The organism is Hyalangium versicolor, assembly GCF_020103695.1.
In the GTDB taxonomy this organism is placed as follows: Bacteria; Myxococcota; Myxococcia; order Myxococcales; family Myxococcaceae; genus Hyalangium; species Hyalangium versicolor.
On sequence record NZ_JAHXBF010000009.1, the window covers coordinates 359,125 to 380,985 of the forward strand.

General features: G+C 67.7%; 15 protein-coding genes. 10 read left to right on the plus strand and 5 right to left on the minus strand.

All coding sequences use genetic code 11. The features are described from left to right. Positions 1-94: 94 nt before the first annotated feature. The 3 genes from KY501_RS20810 (at position 95) to KY501_RS20820 (ending at position 6,725) form a co-directional block, all read left to right on the plus strand. Positions 95-3,964, plus strand: a complete 3,870-nt coding sequence (locus tag KY501_RS20810) for an NACHT and WD40 repeat domain-containing protein (RefSeq protein ID WP_224364956.1) — start codon at positions 95-97, stop codon at positions 3,962-3,964. Between the two features lie 82 nt (positions 3,965-4,046). Further along, positions 4,047-4,913, plus strand: a complete 867-nt coding sequence (locus KY501_RS20815; RefSeq protein WP_224364957.1) for a DUF2381 family protein — start codon at positions 4,047-4,049, stop codon at positions 4,911-4,913. 12 nt (positions 4,914-4,925) lie between these two features. Then, a complete protein-coding gene (locus KY501_RS20820) occupies positions 4,926-6,725 on the plus strand; it encodes a serine/threonine protein kinase (RefSeq protein ID WP_224364958.1) in 1,800 nt (599 codons plus the stop codon). A 66-nt stretch (positions 6,726-6,791) separates the two neighbouring features. Here KY501_RS20820 and KY501_RS20825 read toward each other — a convergent pair whose 3' ends face one another. Beyond that, complete coding sequence (locus tag KY501_RS20825) at positions 6,792-8,429, minus strand: acetate--CoA ligase (RefSeq protein ID WP_224364959.1); 1,638 nt, start codon at positions 8,427-8,429, stop codon at positions 6,792-6,794. 402 nt (positions 8,430-8,831) lie between these two features. On the opposite strand from KY501_RS20825, the gene KY501_RS20830 reads away from it, so the two are divergent. Continuing rightward, positions 8,832-9,851: a polysaccharide lyase family 20 protein gene (locus KY501_RS20830; protein WP_224364960.1), complete on the plus strand. Its 1,020-nt coding sequence runs from the start codon at positions 8,832-8,834 to the stop codon at positions 9,849-9,851. A 917-nt stretch (positions 9,852-10,768) separates the two neighbouring features. On the opposite strand, the gene KY501_RS20835 is transcribed toward KY501_RS20830, so the two are convergent. Further along, complete coding sequence (locus KY501_RS20835) at positions 10,769-11,977, minus strand: JmjC domain-containing protein (RefSeq protein ID WP_224364961.1); 1,209 nt, start codon at positions 11,975-11,977, stop codon at positions 10,769-10,771. A 121-nt stretch (positions 11,978-12,098) separates the two neighbouring features. Here KY501_RS20835 and KY501_RS20840 point away from each other — a divergent pair, with 121 nt between their 5' ends. Then, positions 12,099-12,986 carry a 2OG-Fe(II) oxygenase family protein gene (locus KY501_RS20840; protein WP_224364962.1) on the plus strand — a complete coding sequence of 296 codons (888 nt, stop codon included), beginning with the start codon at positions 12,099-12,101 and terminating at the stop codon, positions 12,984-12,986. 3 nt (positions 12,987-12,989) lie between these two features. Here the strand turns inward: KY501_RS20840 and KY501_RS20845 are convergent, their stop codons facing one another. Further along, positions 12,990-14,078 (minus strand): lanthionine synthetase LanC family protein, encoded by a 1,089-nt coding sequence (locus KY501_RS20845; protein ID WP_224364963.1) that lies wholly within the window; start codon positions 14,076-14,078, stop codon positions 12,990-12,992. 134 nt (positions 14,079-14,212) lie between these two features. Between KY501_RS20845 and KY501_RS20850 the strand changes: the two genes are divergently transcribed. From KY501_RS20850 to KY501_RS20865, 4 genes are all read left to right on the plus strand, one after another. Beyond that, positions 14,213-14,413, plus strand: a complete 201-nt coding sequence (locus KY501_RS20850) for a hypothetical protein (protein ID WP_224364964.1) — start codon at positions 14,213-14,215, stop codon at positions 14,411-14,413. A gap of 92 nt (positions 14,414-14,505) precedes the next feature. Further along, positions 14,506-16,023 carry an ImmA/IrrE family metallo-endopeptidase gene (locus KY501_RS20855; protein ID WP_224364965.1) on the plus strand — a complete coding sequence of 506 codons (1,518 nt, stop codon included), beginning with the start codon at positions 14,506-14,508 and terminating at the stop codon, positions 16,021-16,023. Then, the gene (locus KY501_RS20860; RefSeq protein WP_224364966.1) at positions 16,020-16,862 is read left to right on the plus strand and encodes a hypothetical protein; all 843 of its coding nucleotides are present in this window, start codon (positions 16,020-16,022) and stop codon (positions 16,860-16,862) included. Before KY501_RS20855 ends, KY501_RS20860 begins: the two co-directional genes overlap by 4 nt. Before the next feature lie 14 nt (positions 16,863-16,876). Further along, the gene (locus tag KY501_RS20865) at positions 16,877-17,605 is read left to right on the plus strand and encodes a hypothetical protein (protein WP_224364967.1); all 729 of its coding nucleotides are present in this window, start codon (positions 16,877-16,879) and stop codon (positions 17,603-17,605) included. Positions 17,606-17,645: 40 nt separating this feature from the next. On the opposite strand, the gene KY501_RS20870 is transcribed toward KY501_RS20865, so the two are convergent. Beyond that, positions 17,646-18,725 (minus strand): tetratricopeptide repeat protein, encoded by a 1,080-nt coding sequence (locus KY501_RS20870; protein WP_224364968.1) that lies wholly within the window; start codon positions 18,723-18,725, stop codon positions 17,646-17,648. A 19-nt stretch (positions 18,726-18,744) separates the two neighbouring features. After that, positions 18,745-19,791, minus strand: a complete 1,047-nt coding sequence (locus KY501_RS53950; RefSeq protein WP_224364969.1) for a D-Ala-D-Ala carboxypeptidase family metallohydrolase — start codon at positions 19,789-19,791, stop codon at positions 18,745-18,747. 387 nt (positions 19,792-20,178) lie between these two features. On the opposite strand from KY501_RS53950, the gene KY501_RS20880 reads away from it, so the two are divergent. Further along, positions 20,179-21,810, plus strand: coding sequence for a mucoidy inhibitor MuiA family protein (locus tag KY501_RS20880; protein WP_224364970.1), 1,632 nt, complete (start codon positions 20,179-20,181; stop codon positions 21,808-21,810). The last annotated feature ends 51 nt before the right edge of the window (positions 21,811-21,861 follow it).

The window sequence follows — 21,861 nt, forward strand, 5'->3', positions numbered from 1 at the left end:
CCCCTTGGGGGACTCCCCAGGCATCGCAGCACCGGGGGTGTGATAGAGGAGTTCGCTACGCTGAGTGCCCTGCGAATGCTACCGGAGCTGTTCGATGCGGAGCGCCAAAGCCATCGCGGATGATCTGCCAGTCCCGGAGCCGGTTCCTCACTTTCAGCGCGTCCCGGGCCGGCCCATCGTCCTGAAGGACCTGGAGCGGCTCGGCACGCAGAAGAGCGCGCCCGCCTCCCGGGCCAAGACAGCCGACGCACTCCGGGTGCTCATATCCTGGGCCGCCCACCGCGCCGGGCCGCCGTTCTTCGCCTTGTTGGGAGAGTACGGCAGCGGCAAGACCGCCACCCTCAAGGCATTCACCCTCCACCTGTTGAGGAAGCGTCAGGACGATCCCACCCTGCCGCTCCCCATCTACGTGGATCTCCGCCTCTACGTCGGCGAGACGCCAGAGACCGTCCCCACCATCGAAGAGCTGCTCGACCAGGTGCTCCAGCGAAGCGGGAGGGTGCGCGAGCGCGTCAGTGCCCAGGAGGTACTGCGGCTCGTGCGCGAAGAGGGAGCCATCCTCCTCTTCGATGGACTGGACGAGAAGCTCGTCCATCTGTCCCCGGAGCGGGCCCGTGCCTTCATCCGCACCCTCTGGGACGTCCTGCCCGATGCCGCGAAGGACGGAGATTCGCATCCAGAGGAAAGACACCGGGGCAAGCTCCTCATCTCCTGCCGCACCCACGCCTTCCGGGACCCGCGAGGCCAGACCCTGCTTCTCGCGGGCGCTGAGCGGAAGACGAGCGGCTCTGGCCGGTTCCCCGGCCTCTCCTTGCTGCCCTTCAACGAGAACCAGATCCGCAACCATCTGTTCTTGTTCCTCGGTGATGCGAAGCGGGGGGCCGCAGCATTCGAGCAGATCTCCTCCATCCTTGATCTCGAGGAACTCGCATCGCGGCCGTACCTGCTCCACCTCATCAGCGGCCTCCTCGGAGAGTGGGAGAAGTTCCAGACCCAGGGCGGCGAGGTGGATTCGGCGCGGCTGTACGACTTCATCGTCCGCGCGTGGCTGAGCCGGGATGAGGGGAAGCACCAGCTTGCTCCGGACCACAAGCGCCGCCTCATGGAAGATCTGGCCGCCGCGCTCAAGCTGGAGCGCACCCTGTGGTGGAACGCGGATCGCCTGGAGGGATGGCTCGACACGTACCTCGAGAACAACCCATCCCTCGCCGAGGCCTGCGTGCACAAGGACCGGACGGTCCTCCAGGCGGATCTGCGCACCGCCACCTTCCTGGTGCGGCCCACCCCGGGCACGAAGTACTTCCGCTTCGCCCACCCTTCTCTGCAGGACTACTTCCTCGCCTCCTACCTCGCACGCGCTCTCATCGAGGGCCGGACAGAGCGCTGGGCGGCTCTGCCGAACCTCTCCTGGGGGACGTTTGCGTTCCTGGGCGAGATGCTGGCAGTCGATCCGCAACAACCCACGGCCCTGCGCACGTTGGAAGCCATTCTGGGCGGAGAGACGGTGAGCGCCGCCAGGCTGGCCTTCCGCTACTGGCTGGTCGCACTCGAAGAAGGATGGCCCACTCCTGCACCCACGCGGGTGAAGCTCGCGGGCGCGAACCTGGCGGGATGGAACATCCACGGCGCGGACCCCGCGCGACCGCTCTCCCTGGCTGGAGCGGATCTCTCGGGCGCTCGGCTCCACCGCGCCCGCCTGGACGATGTGGACCTCACCGAGGCCCTCCTGGACGGCGCGCAGGCACGACAGGCCCTGTTCATGAACGTGACAGCTCCCCGCGCCAGCCTCCGGGAGGCCGATCTCCAGGGAGTGAAGTGGCACGAGGGCTCGCTGGAAGACGCCAACCTCCTGGGAACTCGCTTGCACGGAGGCCAATGGATCCGGACGAAGCTCGCCGAGGCCCGCCTTCCCGAGGATTGGGAGCCCCGAGCGGCGGCCGTGAGGGACGGCCCCACTCCCTCGCCAGGCCCGGGTGTTTCACTCACCCTGGACCTGGGCCACGCAGAGCATGTCCGCACCTGCGCCTGGAGTCCCGATGGCCGGCGTCTGCTCTCCGGCTCCGAAGACCACTCCCTCAAGATATGGGACGCCGCCTCGGGACAATGCCTGCTCACCCTCTCGGGACATGCCTTCGCGGTTCTGGACTGCGCCTGGAGTCCCGACAGCCGGCGCATCCTCTCCGGCTCCTACGACAAGACCCTCAAGGTGTGGGACGCCTCCTCGGGCCAGTGCCTGCTCACCCTCTCGGGCCATGACGGCGCGGTCAAGACGTGCGCTTGGAGTCCCGACGGCCGGTACCTGCTCGCCGGCTGCGCCGAAAAGAGCCTCGTGGACGTGCTCAACGGCGTCGAAGAAACCACCCTCAAGGTGTGGGACGCCTCCTCGGGTCAGTGCCTGCTCACCCTCTCCGGACACAAAGCCGCCGTCGTCTCCTGCGCCTGGAGTCCCGACGGCCAGCGCCTGCTCTCCGGCTCGGATGACTTCACCCTCAAGGTGTGGGACGCCTCCTCGGGCCGATGCCTGCGTACTCTCTCCGGACATACCTACTCAGTCGATGACTGCGCCTGGAGTCCCGACGGACAGCGCCTGCTCTCCGGCTCTGGAGACGGCACCCTCAAGGTGTGGGACGCCTCCTCGGGACAGTGCCTGCGCACCCTCTCCGGACATGACGGCGGAGTCGGTGCCTGCGCCTGGAGCCCCGACGGTCAGCGACTGCTCTCCAGCGGCCCCGAAGACGGCTTCCTCAAGATATGGGACGCCTCCTCGGGAGAATGCCTGCGCACCCTCTCCGGACATTCCTCCTATGTCGACGCGTGTGCCTGGAGCCCCGACGGCCGGCACCTGCTCTCCGGCTCCTTCGACACGTCCCTCCGGGTGTGGGACGCCTCCTCGGGACAATGCCTGCTCGTCCTCCCCGGACATGCGGATTGGCTCCTCGCCTGCGCCTGGAGTCCCGACGGCCAGCGCCTGCTCTCAGGCTCCCTCTCTGGCTCCCTCAAGGTATGGGACACCTGCTCGGGCCGATGCCTGCTCACCCTCTCTGAGCATGAATCCTGGGTCCTCGCCTGCGCCTGGAGTCCCGACGGCCAGCGCCTGCTCTCAGGCTCCTTGGACGAGTCCCTCAAGGTGTGGGACGCCTCCTCGGGTCAATGCCTGCTCACCCTCTCCGGACATACCGACAAGATCAACACCTGCGCCTGGAGTCCCGACGGCCGGCGCGTGCTCTCAGGCTCCCATGACAGTTCCCTCAAGGTGTGGGATGCCACCTCGGGCCAATGTCTGCTCACACTCCTCGGACACAAGCGCGAAGTCGAAGGCTGCGCCTGGAGTCCCGACGGCCTGCATCTCCTCTCCGGCGGCTACGACGGAGTCCTCAGGATATGGGATGCCTCCTCGGGACAATGCCTGCGCACCCTCTCCGGACATAACGCCTCCATCCAAGGCTGCGCCTGGAGTCCCGATGGCCGGCACCTGCTCTCCGGCGGCTACGACAACAACCTCAAGGTGTGGGACGCCTCCTCGGGCCAATGCCTCCTCACCCTCTCCGGACATGGTGGCCCCGTCTTCACCTGTGCCTGGAGTCCCGACGGCCAGCGCGTGCTCTCCGGCTCCTTGGACAAGACCCTCAAGGTGTGGGACGCCTCGTCGGGAGAATGCCTGCGCACCCTCTCCGGGCATTCGTGGTGGATCATTGCCTGCGCCTGGAGTCCCGACGGCCGGCACCTGCTCTCCAGCGCCATCTTGGACAGGGCCCTGAAGGTGTGGGACGCCTCCACAGGCCAGTGTTCCTGGTCTGCCTATCTGCTTCCGCTGGAGGAAACGGTGTCGATCGATGAGACGACAGGCCGCGTCCTTCATGCATCTCCGGAAGCCTGGCGTTGGCTCGCCTGGCGGTGGACCGATCCCGCCACCGGCCAGCTCCGTCTTCTCCCCGCGGAAGCCTTCGGTCCGCTGCCTCCCTGATTCGACCTGACCTATTGGCTCGGCTGTGCCACACATCTGCTAGGGTGGTGACCTCGGAGGTTCTGCTTCCTTGGCACTACCCATGAAGTGGTCACTGCTCGCCCTGGGCCTGGTGGCGAGCGCCGCCCTGGCCCAGCCTCAATCCCCCACCCGCCGGCGGCAGGATCGGCGCGCCGTGCTGCCCCCCCATCCCGCCGAGCCGATGCTCGAGCTGTACGTGGCCGCCGGCAACCTCACCACGGCGTTCTTCAACGCGAGCCTGGACCCCAGCAGCCTCGTGGTGGACAAGAGCCGCTTCAAGTGGGCTGAAGTCAGTGACCACTTCCTCATGCTGGAGCCCTTCGCGGACGTGGGCGAGAAGCTCATCGTCCAGGTCGGCTTCAAGGATCGCGCTCTGCCTGCGAAGGCCGTCATCGCCGTCGTCTCCAAGGGCGACGTGATGGACGGCAAGGTGGAGGTGGATCGGCGAGCGGATACTCCCGAGGCCCTGCGCGCGGCCCTCACCCAGAAGGAAGCGGAGCTGGAGGAGCTCAAGGCCCGGTACGCGGGCAATGGCCCCGGGGGGCTCATGATCTCCGAGTGGCTCAGCGAGGAGAGCGGCCCCGTCAAGCTGGTGGTGGAATCCCCAGCAGCCGAGAGCCATGGGCTCAAGGCACACTTGCCCTTGGGCTATCGGGGCCAGTTCTCAGCGCTGATCGCCATCCATCTGCGCAACGGCCCGGGCCAGAAGCTGTGGGTGCTGGAGCAGGCGCACGTCACCGGCCCAGACGGAGTGGCAGTGAAAGTGCTCTCGGTGCAGATGCAGCCCGAGCAGTTGGCTCCTGGTGATGAAGGGTTTGTGGTGGTGGAGGTGAAGACTCCGCCGTGGCTGGCTGGCAAGGCCTTCAGCGTGACGCTCGTGGACGGCAGCGGTGAGCGCCGCATTTCCATCAACTTGATCACGAAGTAGGAGGCCCCGCCCATGATGACGGAAGCTTTTCACCCCGACCAGCTCAAGCCAGGGGACATGGTAGGCCCCTGGCAGATTGTCGAATCGCTGGGCAGCGGCAGCTTTGGCCACGCCTTCAAAGCGGAACTCGAAGGCGAGTTCTTCACGTTGAAGATGGCCGTACGTCCGCCGCCGGAACTCTCCGAGGCCACGCCCGAGAAACTCCGGGAGGAAGGACAGGTGGATGGGCGCATGCGCCATGAGGGCGCCGTCCTGTTGGCCAACACCAGTGTCGACGGCCTGCCGCACCTTCGGGGCATCGGTCGATGGCCCCATCCCAAGAAGGGCTACCTCTACATCGTCACCGACTTCGTGCCCGGTGAGCCCTTCCATGACTGGCGGGAGCATGCCCGGCCCACTGCTGCTCAGCTGGTCGACGTCTTCATCGCCGTGGTTCGCGTGGTGGCAGCCCTGCATGCCCACGGCATCCTCATTCGCGACTTCAAGAGCGAACACGTCATCGTCCCGGAGGGCGGACGGCCCACGCTCGTGGACCTGGGGAGCGCGTGGCTGCCGGGTGGCTCCACCCTCACCGTGGGGCTGGCTCCGGGGACGCCCCATGCCTTGCCACCCGAGTGCGTTGCCTTCCTGCGCGAGGGCACTTGGAAGGAAGGAGCGCGCTTCGACGCAACGGTGGCCGGCGACCTCTACCAGGTAGGCATCTTCATGTACGAGGCGCTGACAGAGGGCTGGCCCTTCGACGCACGACTGCCGGACAAGCAATTGCTCACGGCCATTCAGACGGTGGTCCCCCGGGCCCCCCATCGCCTCAACCCGGCGGTGCCGGAGTCGCTCAGCCGCATCGTCCTGCGTCTGCTCGAGAAGCGCCCGGAGGACCGGTACGAGAGTGCCGAGGTGCTGCTGCAGGCGCTGTGGGAAGCCAACAAGGAGCGCTCCACGCAGACCTGGAAGATGCCGCTGGCCATGCCTCCCGAGGGCCCTATGCCCATGACCCAGGGCGAGGAGGAGGAGCGCCGACTTCACCAGCAGGAGACGGAGCGCCGGGCTCAGGAGGCGCAAAAACAGAAGGCGCAGGAGCTCTCCATGGCGCAGACACTGGAGCAGTTCTCCACCGCCGTTCAGCAGATGGAGGCGGACCTGCGCATCCAGGATGAGAAAGCTGACCGCCGCAAGCAGCGATGGCGCAGAATCGCTCTTGGGACGGGCTCGCTCCTGCTGCTTCTGCTGTTCTGGGTCGCCTTGCAGGTGTGGCGCACTCCCGTCCCGCCTCTCCCTGCAGCATCCGCGAAAGGAAACTCACTCGTGTCCACACTCAGCAACTCCCGGCCCGTGAGGGCCACCGCCGCCTGGCTATGCGCCACCTTCAGCGTCGGATGCACTGCGGCCCAGGTGCGGCCTCTGCCGGAGGACTGCCCTGCGGAAGCTGTTCGGAACATGGAGGAGATGGACCTCTTCAACCGGGGTGGCTACAGCGTCATCGTCGACATCAACCAGCCTGGAGAGCAGCCGCAAGAGGGCACCTATCGCCCAGGGCGCATCATCAGCAAGGTGGTGAAGTACCCGTCGAGGGGCCCGCTCCCCGACGGCACCCTCCTGTATGGGCAGCTCTGGACGGAGGGACTCAAGAAGGAGGGGAGGGAAGTTGTGCTGGGCCGCTACAACGAGGCCCTGCTGCCGGATGGACGCCGCTTTCTCGTCTGCTTCGTCCTGGGAGACCAGTACGGACTCACCATCAAGAACGAGGGCTCGAAGCCCGGGGAAGCCCTCCTACCTCGGGAGTTGAGTGCGTTGCCCGTCCGCTACTGGCCGTAAGAACAACCTCGTCAGAAATGGGGAGGCCACGGGCAGTGGCCCGCATGCCCTGGATGAATTGGGGGCCTATGAGGGCTTCGCCGTACCTCTCAGCTCCGCGCGGCGGATCTTCCCGCTCACCGTCTTGGGCAGCTCGGTGACGAACTCGATCTCGCGCGGGTACTTATAAGGAGCGGTCGTCCGCTTCACGTGCTCCTGCAGCTCCATCGCCAGCTCCGGCGAGCCCACGTGCCCCGGCGCCAGCACCACGTACGCCTTGATGCGCTGGCCGATGCGCTCGTCCGGCACGCCGATGACGGCCGACTCCGCCACCGCCGCGTGCTCTAGCAGCGCCGACTCCACCTCGAACGGCCCCACCCGGTAGCCCGACGTCTTGATGACGTCGTCCGCGCGCCCCACGAACCAGAAGTAGCCGTCCGCGTCCTTCACCGCCCGGTCCCCCGTCACGTACCAATCCCCGCGGCGACACGCCTGGTTGGCGCTCTCGTCATTCAGATAGCCCTGAAACAGGCCCACCGGGCGCTCCGGAGCCACCCGCACCGCGATGTCTCCCTCCTGCCCCACGGGCACCTCCTGACCCTGGTCGTTGATGACCGCCACCGTGAAGCCCGGGGAGGGCTTGCCCATGGAGCCCGGGCGCGGCTCCAACGGCGGGAACATGCCCACCACCATCACCGTCTCCGTCTGCCCGTAGCCCTCGCGGATGTGCAGCCCCGTGGCCTGCTTCCACGTGTCGATGACCTCGGGGTTGAGCGGCTCGCCCGCGCTCACCGCGTGCCGGATGGATGACAGGTCGAACTTCGACAGGTCCTGCAGCACGATGGCTCGCCACGCCGTGGGCGGCGCGCAGAACGTCGTCACCTTCTGCGCCGCCAGCATCTTGAGGATCTTCGCCGCGTCGAAGCGGCCTCGGAAGTCGTAGACGACATTGCACGCGCCCTGGCTCCACGGCCCGAACAGCTTGCCCCACGCGCACTTGGCCCAGCCCGTGTCCGACAGCGTCAGGTGCCGATCCTCCGGCGTCAAATCCAGCCAGTAGCGGCCCGTCACCACGTGCCCCAGCCCGTAGCTCGCCTGCGTGTGGAGCACCATCTTCGGCATGCCCGTGGTGCCCGACGTGAAGTAGATGAGCATCGGATCATCCGCGCGGGTGGGCTCGAAGCTCAGCCCGTGCACGCCCGTCCCCGAGCCCGGCTCGTACTGCACCCAGGGCGAGGGCGCATGCCCGTGGACGATCCAGTTCTCCACCCTCCCGGTGCCCACCAGCCCCTCGAAGCGGTCCAGCAGGCTCGCATCCGTGATGACCGCCTGCGCGTCCGACACGGAGAGCCGGTAGCGGATGTCCTTCGTCGTGAGCAGCGGAGTGCCAGGCATGAAGACGATCCCGGAACGGATGCAGCCCAGCACCAGGAACCACCACTCCGGCACCCGGGGCATGAGGACGAACGCCCGGTCGCCCCGCTGCATGCCGAGGCTCGCCAGGAACTGCGCCGCGTGCAGCGAGTACTGCCGGAGCTGCGCGAAGGTGAACCGCCGCTCGTTGCCGGCCTCATCGGACCACAGCAGCGCGAGGGCCTCGGGGCGCTCCCGGGCGTGCCGGTCGATGACGTCCGTGGCGAAGTTGAAGTGCTCGGGGCGCTCCCATTGGAAGGAGCGGTAAACGGCCTCGTAATCACTCATGTTGCGCGGGGACGCAGGGCTCATCACCACCCCCTCCAGGAAGAGTCCACGCCGAGCATGGCACGGGCTCCCGGCCCCAGCGGCGCTTTTCGAAGCGCTGAGCAGACGAACTGTCAGGCCGTTCCCCGTTCGCTCCACCCACGAGCTCCACGTGCCCGCCCGGAGGGCAGACGGCCGGGAAACTCCCAGGCAATTCGAGCCTGTAGTTCTCCACCTACACCCGCGAGGACGGCGCGCATTCGTTGGGAATCAGAGGAGTTCCGTGCTCCCTCGGTGAAGCACGAGTCGGAGGAGCCCGTGCTTCCTCGCTCGGAGTGCCGGCGCCCCAATCGGGCCCCGCTCGCCAGGGGGTTGGCAGCCGAGTGCACCGGGAAGGACTTCCGCGCTCCATTTGTCCGAGGACGCTCAAGAACGAAAGGAGCTTCATTGACGCGTTTCCTCCGACTCCTGCCATTCCTGTTGGTGCCCACCCTCGCCTCCGCCTCCACCCTGTGGAAGGGAGACTTCGAGACTGGAAACCTCTCGCAATGGTCACGTCAGCAGAGTGTCTCCTCGGATCGCCTCCTGGTGGTCTCGGATGTGGTGCGTGAGGGCCGCTATGCCCTCAAGGCCACCGTGAAGAAGGGTGACAACCCCATCTCCGCCAGCGGCAACCGCAACGAGCTGCTCTACCTGAGCCGTGAAACGCCGGGGAAGGAGTACTTCTACAAGTGGAGCACGCTCTTCCCCCAGAATTACCCCACCTCCAATACGTGGCAGGTCTTCGCGCAGTGGCACCAGGACGGCTGCTGCGGCTCTCCCCCGCTGGAGTTCTATCTGACGGGTGAGGAGATGCGCATGCGCGTGGGCGGCAGCTCCGGGAAGATCCTCTGGCGCGCCCCGCTGGTGCGTGGCCAGTGGAACGACTTCGTGCTGCACGTGAAGTGGTCCGCCAGCTCCAAGGAGGGATTCGTGGAGCTGTACAAGAACGGCCAGCTCGTGGTGCCCAAGACGCTGGTGGCCACGCAGTTCGGCAGCGAGAAGAACTACCTCAAGCTGGGCCTGTACCGGGATGCCTCCATCTCCCAGACGGCCAGCGTCTACCACGATGGCTTCGCCATGGGCTCGACGCTGGAGGACGTGATGCCGGCCCCCGTCACCCCGCCGGTGGCGACGCCCGTGCCGGAGACGCCTCCCTCCTCCACGCCTCCGGTGGCCGAGCAGCCGGACACGACCCCGCCGACGACGGGCATTGGCACGACGCCGGTGGTGACTCCCCCGCTGAGCAACACCACCACGCTGCCGGACGGCACGGGGCAGGAGCCGGGTGATTTCGGCCAGCCCCAGGGCTGCGGTGCTTCCGCCAGCGGAGGCATGCCTGTGATCGCGGCGGGTGTGCTCGTGGCGCTGGCGCTGCTCATGCGCCGCCGGCCCGCGCTCGCCCGGAGCCGCGCGAAGCGGCGCTGAGTGAGGTGAGTTGAGGTAGCTTGCGCAGGGTGCTCCCATGCGCAAGCTACCTCCCACACGAACCACCTTCCCGAGTTCCAAGGAGCGGCTCCCGCTGGGTCAGGGCCTCTCCGTCAGCCCGTACTGCCTCGGCTGGGTCATCGACCCGCGCACGGTGGCGGCGGCCATCGAGTTCGGGATCAACTTCTTCTTCCTGTCCACGGACCTCCATGCGGTCTGGTACCGGAACACCCTCGAGGGATTGAGGCGCTACCTCCGCGGCCGCCCCGCGAAGAGACAGGACCTCGTCATCTCGGTGGTGAGCTATGTGGAGCACACCGGCTTCTTCGAGGCGTCTCTCGCCGAGCTCCTCCAGGGGGCACCGGAGCTGAAGTACGTCGACGTGGCCGTGGTCGCGGGTGTGGGGGCTCACGGCCATATGGCACGCCTGGAGACCGCGCGCCGCTTCGCCCAGGAGCACGCGTCGAAACGGAGAGAGCCCACGCCCCCCGCGGTGGGCGCTTCGTTCCACAACCGCCGCTTCGCGCTGAGCGCCATCCTGTGGCGTGAGGTCGACATCGCGTTCATCCGCTACAACCCCGCGCACCCAGGTGCGCGCCAGCAACTCTTCCCCTTCTTCGAGCGGCGCGGCACCGCGCAGGGCCGATCCCTCGTCTACAACTTCGACAATTCCGCCGGAAAACTCCCGGACGCGGCGTGGGCGCGACTGGGCAGGGGGCATGGGTACTGGATCCCCGAGCACGCGGACTATTACCGCTACGCGCTCATGCGCCCCGAGCTCGACGGGCTCCTCATCTCGCCCGGCACACCCCAACAGCTCCACAGTGGCATCGCGCGAGCCATCGAGGCGGGGCCGCTCGACGCCGAGCAGCATTCCTCCCTGGAAGAGATCGCCCTGGCCCAGAGACGATGGGCGGCTACCGGCTCGCCCGGCGCCGAGGGCTCGCCTTCGCCTTCAGACGCTGGAGCACGCCCAGGTCCTCGAGGAGATCGAGCAGCGGGAGGATCTCCTGCTCCGACTCGGAAGGGGGCAGTTCGCCGACGCCGAACGGGCGGGCCGCGTCGCGCTCGATGATCCACTTCGCGACGGAGCGGGCCCTGGCGGGGACCTTCACTTCGCATGACTCGCCATCGAGCTGGACCTTCAGGGTGCGCTCTCCCGAGAGCGAGACGCGAGCCTCCCGGGTGCGGCGATAGCTGTAGGGCCAGCTCTGGAGCCCGAGGATGCCCAATCGCACGAGATCCGCGACACTGAGCTCCTCCGCCATCTCCTGCAGCGTCCGCCGGGCGACCGCCAGGGTCTCCTCCAGCTCCGCGGGAGCCATGTTGCGGGTGAGCGGTTGGCGCAAGGCCCTGTGTCGCCGCAGCCGCCTGTGGATCCATCGCCCCATCTCCGAGGACAGGCTGGGAGCCTTGATGTTGATATCCAGGTGGAGAGAGGGTTCCTCCTGGGCGATCGCGCAGTGCCAGGCACCGCGAGGCACGAAGATCGCCGCGCCCGGCCGGACGACGAGCTCCTCGACACGAGGAGGTGTGGAGGGGTACTCGGCCTCCAGCTCATCCCGATGCTCGGAGGGGACAGGCGAACCGAACAGGTGATTGAAGGTCGGGAAGGGGAAGAAGTCATTGCGCGCCAGCTTCCAGCGCTTGGACCCCACGCACTGCAGGAGGATGCTCTCGCTCGGATCCCAGTGCAGGGGCGGCGGGTTCTTCGAGCCCGCGATGCAGGCGAAGGCGTTGACGCTGAGCATCCCCCGGGAAATCCCGAGTGCTTGCGCCACCTGCTCGAGCAGATGCTCCAGTGGCTCCGGCAGGGCCTCGAGCTCGTGGAAGTAGAGCTGGAAGCCCGCCTCGTAGAGCGCCCTGAGCTCCGCGCGCTCGGCACCGCTGAGTCCTTCCTTGCCGTAGAGACTCTTGAGGACCTTCGTGTTCGCCTGCACGGTGACCCGCGAGACGGGGAGCTCCAGCAGCGCCGCGGGGGACTGGAGACACGGCAGGCCGATGACGTCGGCCAGGCGAGAGGCGGGCCCGAGATACCAACAGGGCTCCAGCGGCCAGTGCTCGCTCAGGAAGCGGGGTCCGATCTCAGGGCCGAACAGCACGGACAGCACGTCGGGATGGGACATCGATCGACCTCTCGTCGCGAGCGACGGTAGCACCGCGTTTCACGGACCCACAATTGACAAGGCCGGAGCTCTTGAAGACCCTCATGCGAGGCGCCGTCGAGGATGCGGCCGGGAGAGTGACATGGACACAGGTGTTGACGCCGACGTGGCCCGCTGGATGCGCGAGGAGCGCTCGAAGCTGCGCTTCGACAAGGCCCGGCTCATCCGCGCGAACGAGCTCACCGCCCGCAACGTCCAGGAGCTCGTCAACGGCCGCGCCGTGGCCATCCACATCCCTGGCTTCTGTCCCAGGGCCCACGCCCACCGGGCGGTCCGCGGGCTCGACACCCGGGCGGCGAAGAACTGGCGGCTCGGGCGAGACAAGACCGACATGAACTACCTGCTCGGCACTCCCGTGCAGGTCGCGGAGATGAGCCAAGCGGGGCTCGCGCGGTACTTCCGCGAGGCGCTCCCCAACCTGCGCCGCCTGCGCGCCGCGTTCGCCCCCTATGTCTCCCCCGTGGATCGCCTGCGGCTCGAGCTGGACGAACTCTGGCCTCATGGTGCCCACCTGGCCGACTCCGAGGGCAAGAAGCTCTTCGTCGGGGTGATGCGAGTGATGCGCAGGGAGCACCTGCTCGAGGGCGTCGCGCAGCAGTGGGGGGCATGCCATGTCGATGACCTGGCCCTGCCGGACAAGCCCCGGAACCTGAGCGCGAACATCTACCTGCGCGTCCCCCGCTCCGGAGGTGAGCTCTCCCTCTGGAACCTCCGCCCGGCGGCGGACAATGTCTCCAATACCTTCTTCCGGCTGCTGTCGGGCTCGGCCTTCAAGCCAGGAGTCCAGGAGATCATCCACGAGACCCTCGGCCCTCCCGACCACGTCATCCGGCCGGAGCCGGGAGACCTCGTGCTCCTGGACTCCGGACGGCCCCACGCGGTGCGCGGCTTTTCTCGGGGAGACCGCATCTCGATCCAATCCTTCGTCCAGGTGCATGGGCCCTCCCAGCCCCTCACGCTGTACGCCTGAGCCTCAACAGAGGGCGGCGTACGGCAGTCGGCCGGGGTGGCGCAGGTGGAGGCCGGTGTAGAGCCAGCCCAATTCGTCGACGAACAATGTGCGCTCGCGCTTGCGGGTACGGGCCTCGCTCTTCACATCCGCCAGGGAGACTTCCGCGTGCACGCGACGCGCACGCCTCAGCAGCCGTGGGTTCCCGGTGAGGTGGCCCATCCACGCCAGGGCATGCGCCTCTCCTGTCTGTCCACAGCACAAGCTGTGCGCGGGCAGGTAGGAGCGGCGGACCCGCGGATCCCCCAGCATCTCGAGCCCCAGGGCGATGGGCGCGTCGTACCCCGCCCAGCCGCTCCACAACCGAGCGGCGCAGAGCCCCGCGGTGATGCCAGGCACTCCCGAGCACGTCGCGAAGAAGGTGAGCTCCGGGTTGTGGGTCATGAGGGGCCACGCCTTCGCACTGCCCTCCGTGGGCCGCGTGGACTGCATCAGGATCGATACGGCATGACGGCGGAAGGCGCGGATGAAGCGGAGCCGCCGCCGCCGATGAAGCCGCTCCACCACGGCGACTGCCCCCGCAAGCCCGTGCAGCAGCCCCAGGAACATGCCCTCCTTCGGGGAAGTGTCGAGGAGCGCCTCGGCCACCTCGACGCCATAGCCTGCCCACGCGTCGAACACCTTGGGGGAAACCCGAAGTCGGTAGGTTCCCGTCAGGCTCAAGAGCGCCGAAATGCCGCCGAGAGCCCCCTTCGAGAGGTCGGGCAGTTGTGGCGGAGCAACGTCCTCCAAGAGCCTCAACCGCTGATGGAGGAGCGCTCGGAAGCGCGGGGCCAGCTTCGCCAGCGCGGCCAGCGAGACGAGCTGCCCGAACGGGCCCTCCAGCGCCGCTGCGTGGGGCAGCTCACCCGGTGGCGGTGCAGAGCACATCCGCTCGTAGAGCCAGTCGATCACGGCGGGCGCCGGATGGAAGAGCCCTGCTCGCGACAGTCCTCCCAGCACCCAGGCCCAGCCCTCGAGTCCGTACGCCAACCCACCCCAACTCGCAGGCGCCTCGCGAGGAGAATCCAGGATCCGCTTCGCCACCGCGAGGAGTGACTCGGAGCCGCTCATCTCGCATCACCCCTCGCCACATGGACCCATGGGTTTCCCAATGTTTTCATGCTTGCCTTGAGGTTTCTCGAATAACGGCCCTACGATGCTTTTGCCCATCTGGGCATGGCAGGAGACTCTCGGAGGAACACCGTATGGCGAAGAGCGGGAGCAACAAGACCTCGACCCCGAAGAAGAAGTCCACCACCAAGGCCGATGCCAAGTCCCGCATCCGCAAGCTGACGATGGTAGAGCTCGAGCAGGTCGTTGGCGGCAACAAGGATCCTGACACCTCGAACTACGTGACGTACTCCCGCTTCGAGGGCAATACCGGCCGCTTTGGCAGCACCTGCTGATCCGCCGCGGCGCTTGCGTGCGGTCTTGAAGGTCCGCCAGGGCATGCCTCCGCGGCCCTGGTGCCTTCTCCAGCTCGAAGGATGCCATGCGCATGCGGATGAACCCACGGACGCTAGCGAGCACACAGCTCGTGCAGGAACTCGCGACGCTGCCGACCCTGCTCCCGATGCAACGGGAGCGCAACCGCGCACCGCTTCCCCTGCTCCAGGAGTGGTACCCCGCGCTGCTCGGCGCGCTGGAGACGATCCCCTTCACCGCTCCGGTGCACCACGATGGGATCCGCGACATCCAGGAGTGGAACCCGCTCGGGCAACGGCTCTACGTCCCAAGGCGCGTGTTGCCGGGCACACCCACCCGCCCCGATCTGTCGCAGATCAAGGTCGCGATCCTGTGGTTCGTCGAGCTCGCGCACGAGCTCTGCCACATCATCCTGTGGGAGCCCTTCTTCACCGGCCGGCTCAACCCGCTGGGCACTCGCGAGCACTTCCTCGACTGGGGCTACCTCACGGAGGCCTTCTGCTTCTGGTTCGCGGACGCGCTCCTTCTTCCGGACATCGCGGTACAGCGCGTGGACGAGCCCTCGATCGCCAACGACTCGGTGGGGCTGAAGGGGCTGTTCAACCCGGCGAGCGTGCTGACCTCACTTGGGTATCGCGCCGGGACCCGGCAACTCGAGGTGTTCCTCGGGCTGCTGGGGTTCGACGCCGACTGGAAGGACCGGCACACGGACGACTCGAGCTTCAACTGTCTGCGGCGGAGGCTCTGGTCGTTCCGCACCTCGACCGAGGAGTCCAGCTCGCGCTGGCGGGAGCTCCTCGTGACGACGGGGATGCACGATCGCTTCTTCGAGTCATTCTGCGCCCTGCCTGACATCCCCTCGCTGATGGACTCCGTGCCGACCTCTCTCGAGGAGCACGACATCCGCGCGTTCCTCCTGGCGTTGGCCCGCCGGGGGGTCGGCGTCGGCTGCGAGCAAGGACCCGCCACGGTGAAGCGGGTCCGCCTTCGCCGGGAGCTCCAGGCCCGGGCCTACTGGCTCTTGCAGTTGCAGCATGCCCTGAAGGACGCGCGGATCTCCTTTGATACGGGCCGTGCTGGCGCTCCGAGCGGGGCACTGCGAGCGGTTGACAAGATGCTCCTCGAGCTGGAGCAGGCCCTTCGGCGGCTGTGTACCCGCTCGCGCACCACCGGGGCCGAGGCGGCGCTGGCCCAGGTGGATCAGGAGTTCGACAAGTGGATGAAGACGCTCGGCCGCCGGGGCGCCTTCGTGTCCCGGCGGGAGCTGTTCGCGCCCGACAGCCACTTGGCTCGGTTCCACGTCCCGAGCATTGGCCTGTCACGAAACGGCGTCAGGCTGACGCGCAAGACGACCGAGCAAATCACTCGCACGCTCCAGCCTCCGTGGGAGCGGATGGTCTCCCGGCGCGATCGCGCTGAGGCGGACGCCGTCCTCCGCTCCGCCCGGCAGCTCGGGCGCGGCAAGGACTCCGCTGCATCCTTTGATGACTTCCTGTCCTCCCGCCTCATGCGAGGCCACTGGTCCGTGGAGCTGGGTGGACTCTCGTTCCAGCGCAACACGCTGCGCGAGCTGCTCTTCGAGATCGCATGAGCAACAACTGGGGGCTCCTCGCCGAGGAGCTGGAGAAGAGACGACACGCCTTCGTGGCCATCCCCGGCAAGGGCACGCTGGTCATCCGGCGCATCCGAGGGAATGATCTGTCATTCTTCCAGCAGCTGGAGGGCCTGGCGGTTCCCCAGACCGCGGTGCTCAGCGAGGAGGAGCGCAAGGTCCTGGTGGGGGATTACGCGGATCCGATCCTCGCCACGCACTATGCGGGACGCTGGCTGGGGTACTACCCATTCACCCCGGGCCAGCTGATCGGCGCGTGGCTCTTCCTGCTCGAGCAGTTCGTGGCCATCCGCCGCCGGGGATGGCTCTACACGGACATCAAGTTCGCGAACGTGGTGTGCAGGCCCGGAGTCCAGGACGTGCGGATCATCGATCTCGAGGGCTGTCTCCCCTTGACGAGCGAGGACGCCTATCTCGTCGACAAGGTGCCCTACTCGCTCAAGTTCACGGCCCCCGAGCATGTGACGCTCGTCCGCAAGAAGCTCAAGGGGGAGAGTGTGAAGGAGGCGGCCATCGTGTACCAGTTGGGAATCCTGCCCGCGTGCGCGATGGGAGCACTGAAGAGGCTGCACATCCGGACGCCGCTGTCGAAGAGCTGGAAGCTCTTCCGGGAGCAGTTTGGGGAACGGTATGCGCGCTTCTACAAGCTCTGCCGGACCTGTGCGCACCCGAGGATCGACCGGAGACCCGCCACCTTCGAAGCGCTCCTGGAGCAGGCCCATGCAGCCCTGAGCGGCACGGAGTACCGGAGGGCCTGGAAGGTCCGGGAGCGGCTGCGAGCTCCCTATGGTCCGGTGCTCGCGTCATTGGGGCTCTGAGGAAGGAGGGTGACTTGATTCCGTATGTGTGGCCACTCGTGGATGGGTTTGCTTCTCCTCACTTCCTCGACACGGCCAGGGCGAAGCGAAAGGAGCTGCTCGCCACGCTGGGGCGGACCTTTGGAGACCGGCTCAGCGTGAACGAGCACTGGGCTCGCATCAGCGGTGACCTGAAGGTGGAGCCCAACACATGGCTGCCCAAGGTCTATCTGTGTGTAGGGCGCCGATCGTTCTGGCCGGTGGTGTCGGCGCTCGCGCAGTCGCCGGATCTCGTCGGGGTGTGCAACGGCTTCAAGATCTTCGCCGGGCGCACGGAGCTGAAGGCGTTCCGGCAGAGCTACCGCCGCCCGGACAAGATCGTCTTCTACGCGCCGCAGCCCGCGCTCGGCCGGCTGATGCACAGGCTGAATGACTTCGTCCGGGGGAGGCAGTGCCATGGGATTCGCCATACGGGCCGCCCCGAGGAATATGGGCTGCCCGGAGCGAAGGGGCTGTACGTGGGGATCGACCCCCTCTTTCTCGGCGCCCTGTCCTGGCGGATCTACCGTGCGGTGGCGATCCACTGGCTGTCCTTGAACCGCGCTTTCGTTCAAGAGGAGTGGGGCTCCATCGATCACTGGCTGGAGAGGATGAACCTCGACCTGCGCTCGGAAGGCCCCCGCAGTCTCCGTCCCTCGAAGCGAGACCGTGCCTTCATCCGCGCGAACTGGGCGGAGATGTTCGCGGAGGGTGTGTCACTCTGAGCAAGCGCTCTTGGGACAGGTTCCTCGTCCGTGTCGCGACTCAGCGTTGACCGCACTGCCGCCGCGTCGCCTCCAGGGTCGAAGTGTCCATGGCCCTCAGCGTGAGCGGTGAGAGCCGCTGGAAGCGCTCGCACTTCTCGCGCGCATCCGGCTCCGAGCGCAGGTAATGCGTCGTCACCTCGGCCGCCTTCTCGGGCTGGCCCTTGCGCAGATAGAGGCGCTCGAGCATGACGTACGTCTCCTCGGGCTTGGGGTTGGCGGCCATCTGCTGCTCCAGCTCCGTAACGGCCTCGTCCACCCGGCCCTGCTGTTCCAGGTCCACCGCCCGATCCAGGTGCTCCATGTCCGTGCAATAGGGACGCAGCTCCTGGAGCGCACGCCTCACGTTGGGCCGTGCCTTGGCGAGCCGCGGATCCGCGGACTGCAGGAGCAGACAGCGCTCGGCACGGCGCTCGCCCTGCATCTGATCCATCACCGTCTCCAGCACCTGCGCGGCCTGCCGAGGCCGCTGGGCCTGAGCCAATGCCCCGGCGAACCGCAGGTTCTCTCGAGCCTCCTGCCTGTCCCTCACAGGGCTCACCTGCAGGTGCCGCTGGTAGACCTGGGACGCTTCATCCGTTTTCCCCTGCCGGAGCAGCCCCCAGGCCAGATCCTGGTTGGCGCGAGCGTGCCGCGGGTTCAGCTCCACCGTCCTCTGCAGCAGCGCCATGCGCCGGGCGTCGTCCTTCTGCCGCACGCTCAGCTCGTAGTACGGCCGCGCATCCGCCACCTTCCGATCCGCCAGCTCCTGGAAGATGTCCATGGAGCGCCTCTGCCAGTTCTGCCGGGAGCGGGACTCCGGACGCTCCTGGAAGGCGCGGTTCCAGCACGCCTGCGCGAGCGCCAGCCGCACCTCCAACTGCGCCGGGTTCTCTCGCACCGAGGCCTCCAGCCGGGAGATGGCCCGCTCGCACAGGTCCTCATCGTACCCATCGGACTGGCAGCCCTGCTCAGCCAGTTGCATCGCCTCGCGCGCGGCGGCGGACAGGGGTACCGGGGGAGCAGAGCGGGGAGGAGGCTGGGCCTCGGCCCACCAGGGCAGGAGCATCATGAGGGCGCAAGAGAGGGAAGAGGCTTTCATGGGGAGCTCCTCGCGCGCTTCAGCGCTGGATGTGGACGTGGTCCGCCGCCACGTCGTTGCAGTCGAGGAAGGTGGCCGAGCCCCGCTCGGTGAACGAGTTGCCCGAACCGACGATGCGGTCTCCGGCCGCTTCGAGGACGCACATGAGCTGGCGCGAGTCCTTGCCCGGCACGGTGAGCGCGCGCGGATCGAGATCCAGCGCCCGGCCCCGCGTATGGCGGCTGTCGGGTGACTTGGAGCCAACGGCCCGGTTGCGCTGCGGGTTGCGGTAGGCGCTGGTCACGAGCTGCGAGAGGTCCACCCGGACCTTGCGGTTGTTGGCGGTCGTCTCGGCGATGCCGTTACGGCCCGCGAGGATGGGCCCGGCGCAGGCCCCCTTCACCCGAGGCCCTCCGCAGACATCGTCCCCTTGAGGCTCCGTGTCTCCGAGCGGCCCGACCTCCAGCACCGAGGGCCCCGGAGAGACCACCACCGTGTCGGGCCTCAGCCCTCGGGTCTTCACCTTCTGCTCCTGCACGTCGTCATTTAGGATGCGGTTCGCTTCCTGCTCCACCTGGGCGAGCAGCTCCTCCAGCTTCCCCTCGTCCTCCTCGACGATGAAGGCATAGTTGCCCGTGTTGAGGATCGCGCGCCGGGGCATGGAGATCTGCGCCAGGCGCGGCTGGAAGCTCGTGCCGTAATCGGCGTACTCCTGCCTCACGATGTCCGGCTCGTCCTGGCGGATGAAGGAGGTGGGCGGAAGGCGGGCCTCGAGCGTCTGCCCCTCCACCTTGGCGGAGGCGATCACCTCGTACTCCAGCGGAGGGTTGGGCTGCCGGCTGCCAGCACGCCCGTTCGACGAGCTGCCTTGGAAGGAGAGCTCCTTCCCCACGAAGGTGGCCGGAACCGCGGGACCGGTGTGCGGCCCCACCGGGCGCACGGTCCATCGGATGCGGTCCTCCGTCCCATCGGGCGCGTTGATGAGCCGCGCGCGCACGGTGATCTTCTCCTCGGGAGAGAGAAAGGAGGTCCGAGGTGCCGCCTGGCCAGTGCCCTTCACGAAGGCTTCCGTGATTTCGAGCGCCACGCGCCGTCCGTTGGCACCCCCGACCTGAGCCGCGTCCTCCGCGAGCGGACCGCTGCCCCCAGTGCCCGCATCCCTCCCGCATGTGCAACTCGCCACGAGGCTGGCGCAAAGCACCCACGCGAGTCGCCTGGCTCGGTCCAAATCCATGTGCTGCTCCCTTCGACGGTCCTCATGGTGCGATCGCGGGAACGGCGTTCCAGCCCTCGCGGCGCATGGCCGTCCATGAGCGGACGAGCGCTCGCGAGCACCGCGCAGTGCCTGACGGCCCGCTGCCCCCCAGGGCAGGGGAGCCCCCGCGGCGCCGAGTCCGCCCTGGGTGGGAAGATGGGGACGGGGCCTCCCACGCAAGGGCATTCCCAGAGGAAAAACAGGGGCTCCCCGAGCGGAATGAGTGGCGGCAACCATTTTGTGACAGCCCGGGTGGAGCTGCCCCACCATGGCCTCATGCTCCTGCACACCTTGCCCCTGACGTTGTGGGTGCTCGGCGCCTCCTCCTCTGTCACTTCCGTCGTCGTCTACCCGGATCGAGCCCAGGTGACGCGCGCACAGACGGTGTCGTGCGAGGGACGCAACACCCTGGCACGCTTCGAGGAACTCCCCCCCGCGGCGGATCCGATCAGCTTCCGCGCCCGCGTGGATCGCGGCACCGTGGAGGGTCTCCTGGCCTCCGAGCAGACGCGCCAGACACGCTACGGCGCCGAGCAGGAGCGGCTGGAGAAGCAGCGCGTGGAGCAGCAGCGAGCGCTGGGCGTGCTGCAGGATGACAAGACGCGCACCCACGCGCTGGACGCCCTGGGCAAGAGCCTCCTGGAGGTGGCCCTCGCACGCATCCGCCAGGAGTTCGCCCTGCCGAAGCCGGACACCCGCACGTGGGCGAGTGCGCTCGAGACGGCGCTGAGTTTCCGGCTGCGCGCCGTGGCCGAAGAGGAGGCCCAGGCGGCGAAGGTGCGCGTCGCCGAGCGCGCCCTGAGCGAGATCCGCGTGCAGGAGGTGAGGACGCAGGCGGCCTCCCAGCGCACCGACCGCCTCGTGGAGGTGCAACTGGACTGTCCGGCCGGCACCGAGGCCCGGGTGGAGCTCAGCTACATGATGGGCGGAGCCTCCTGGCAGCCCTCCTACGAGGCGCACGCCGACGAGCAGGGCCGGGCGGTGGAGCTGTCCACCTACGCCACCGTGAAGCAGTCCACCGGCGAGGACTGGAAGGACGCACGGCTGCTGCTCTCCACCGCGCTGCCGGATGAGAACGCGACGCCACCGGAATTGCGGCCCCTGAGGGTCTTCTCCGAGGCGCGGAAGGAAGAGCGCAAGGTGCTCGTGCGGCGCGACGAGTACCAGGAGCACTCGGCGGAGGGCACGACCGCGCCCGCGAGCGGCGACTCGCTGCAAGCCACGGCTCAAGGCCTCTCCGTGCAGCTCGCCGTGCCAGAACGGTCGGACGTGCCGGGAGACGGCACGGAGATGCGGCTGCGAGTGGCTCGCACGCGGATGCAGGCCTCCTTCTCGTGGCGCACGGTGCCCAAGCTGTACCCGGTGGTGTTCCGCGTGGCGCGGCTCACCAACACCGCGCCCTTCCCTCTGCTGCCGGGCGAGCTGGATGCGTTCCGGAAGACGGGCTTCCTCGGCCGCCAGCCGCTGGAGCGCGTGGCCCAGGGCGCGCCCTTCGAGCTGACGTTCGGCATCGAGGAGGGCCTGCGCGTGGAGCGCAAGGTGGTGGAGGAGGTGCAGCGGGAGGAAGGGCTCTTCGGCGGCAAGCGGCGCTTCCGCTACGCCTACCGCTTCGAGGTGGCCAACTACCGCAAGGCTCCCGAGAAGCTGGAGCTGGCTGAGCACGTCCCCGTGTCCGAGCTGGACGACGTCACGGTGGAGCTGGACGCGAAGAAGACGACGGCGGGCTACGCACTGGCCGCGGAGGACGGCATCGCCACGTGGAAGCTCGAGCTGGCCCCCGCGGAGAAACGCACGGTGGATCTCGCCTTCCACGTGGACGTGCCCTCCAGCTACGACTCGGGTGGACTCTGACCCGGGGTGGATGGAGACCTGGAAACCCGGAGAGCCGATCCAAATACTCGA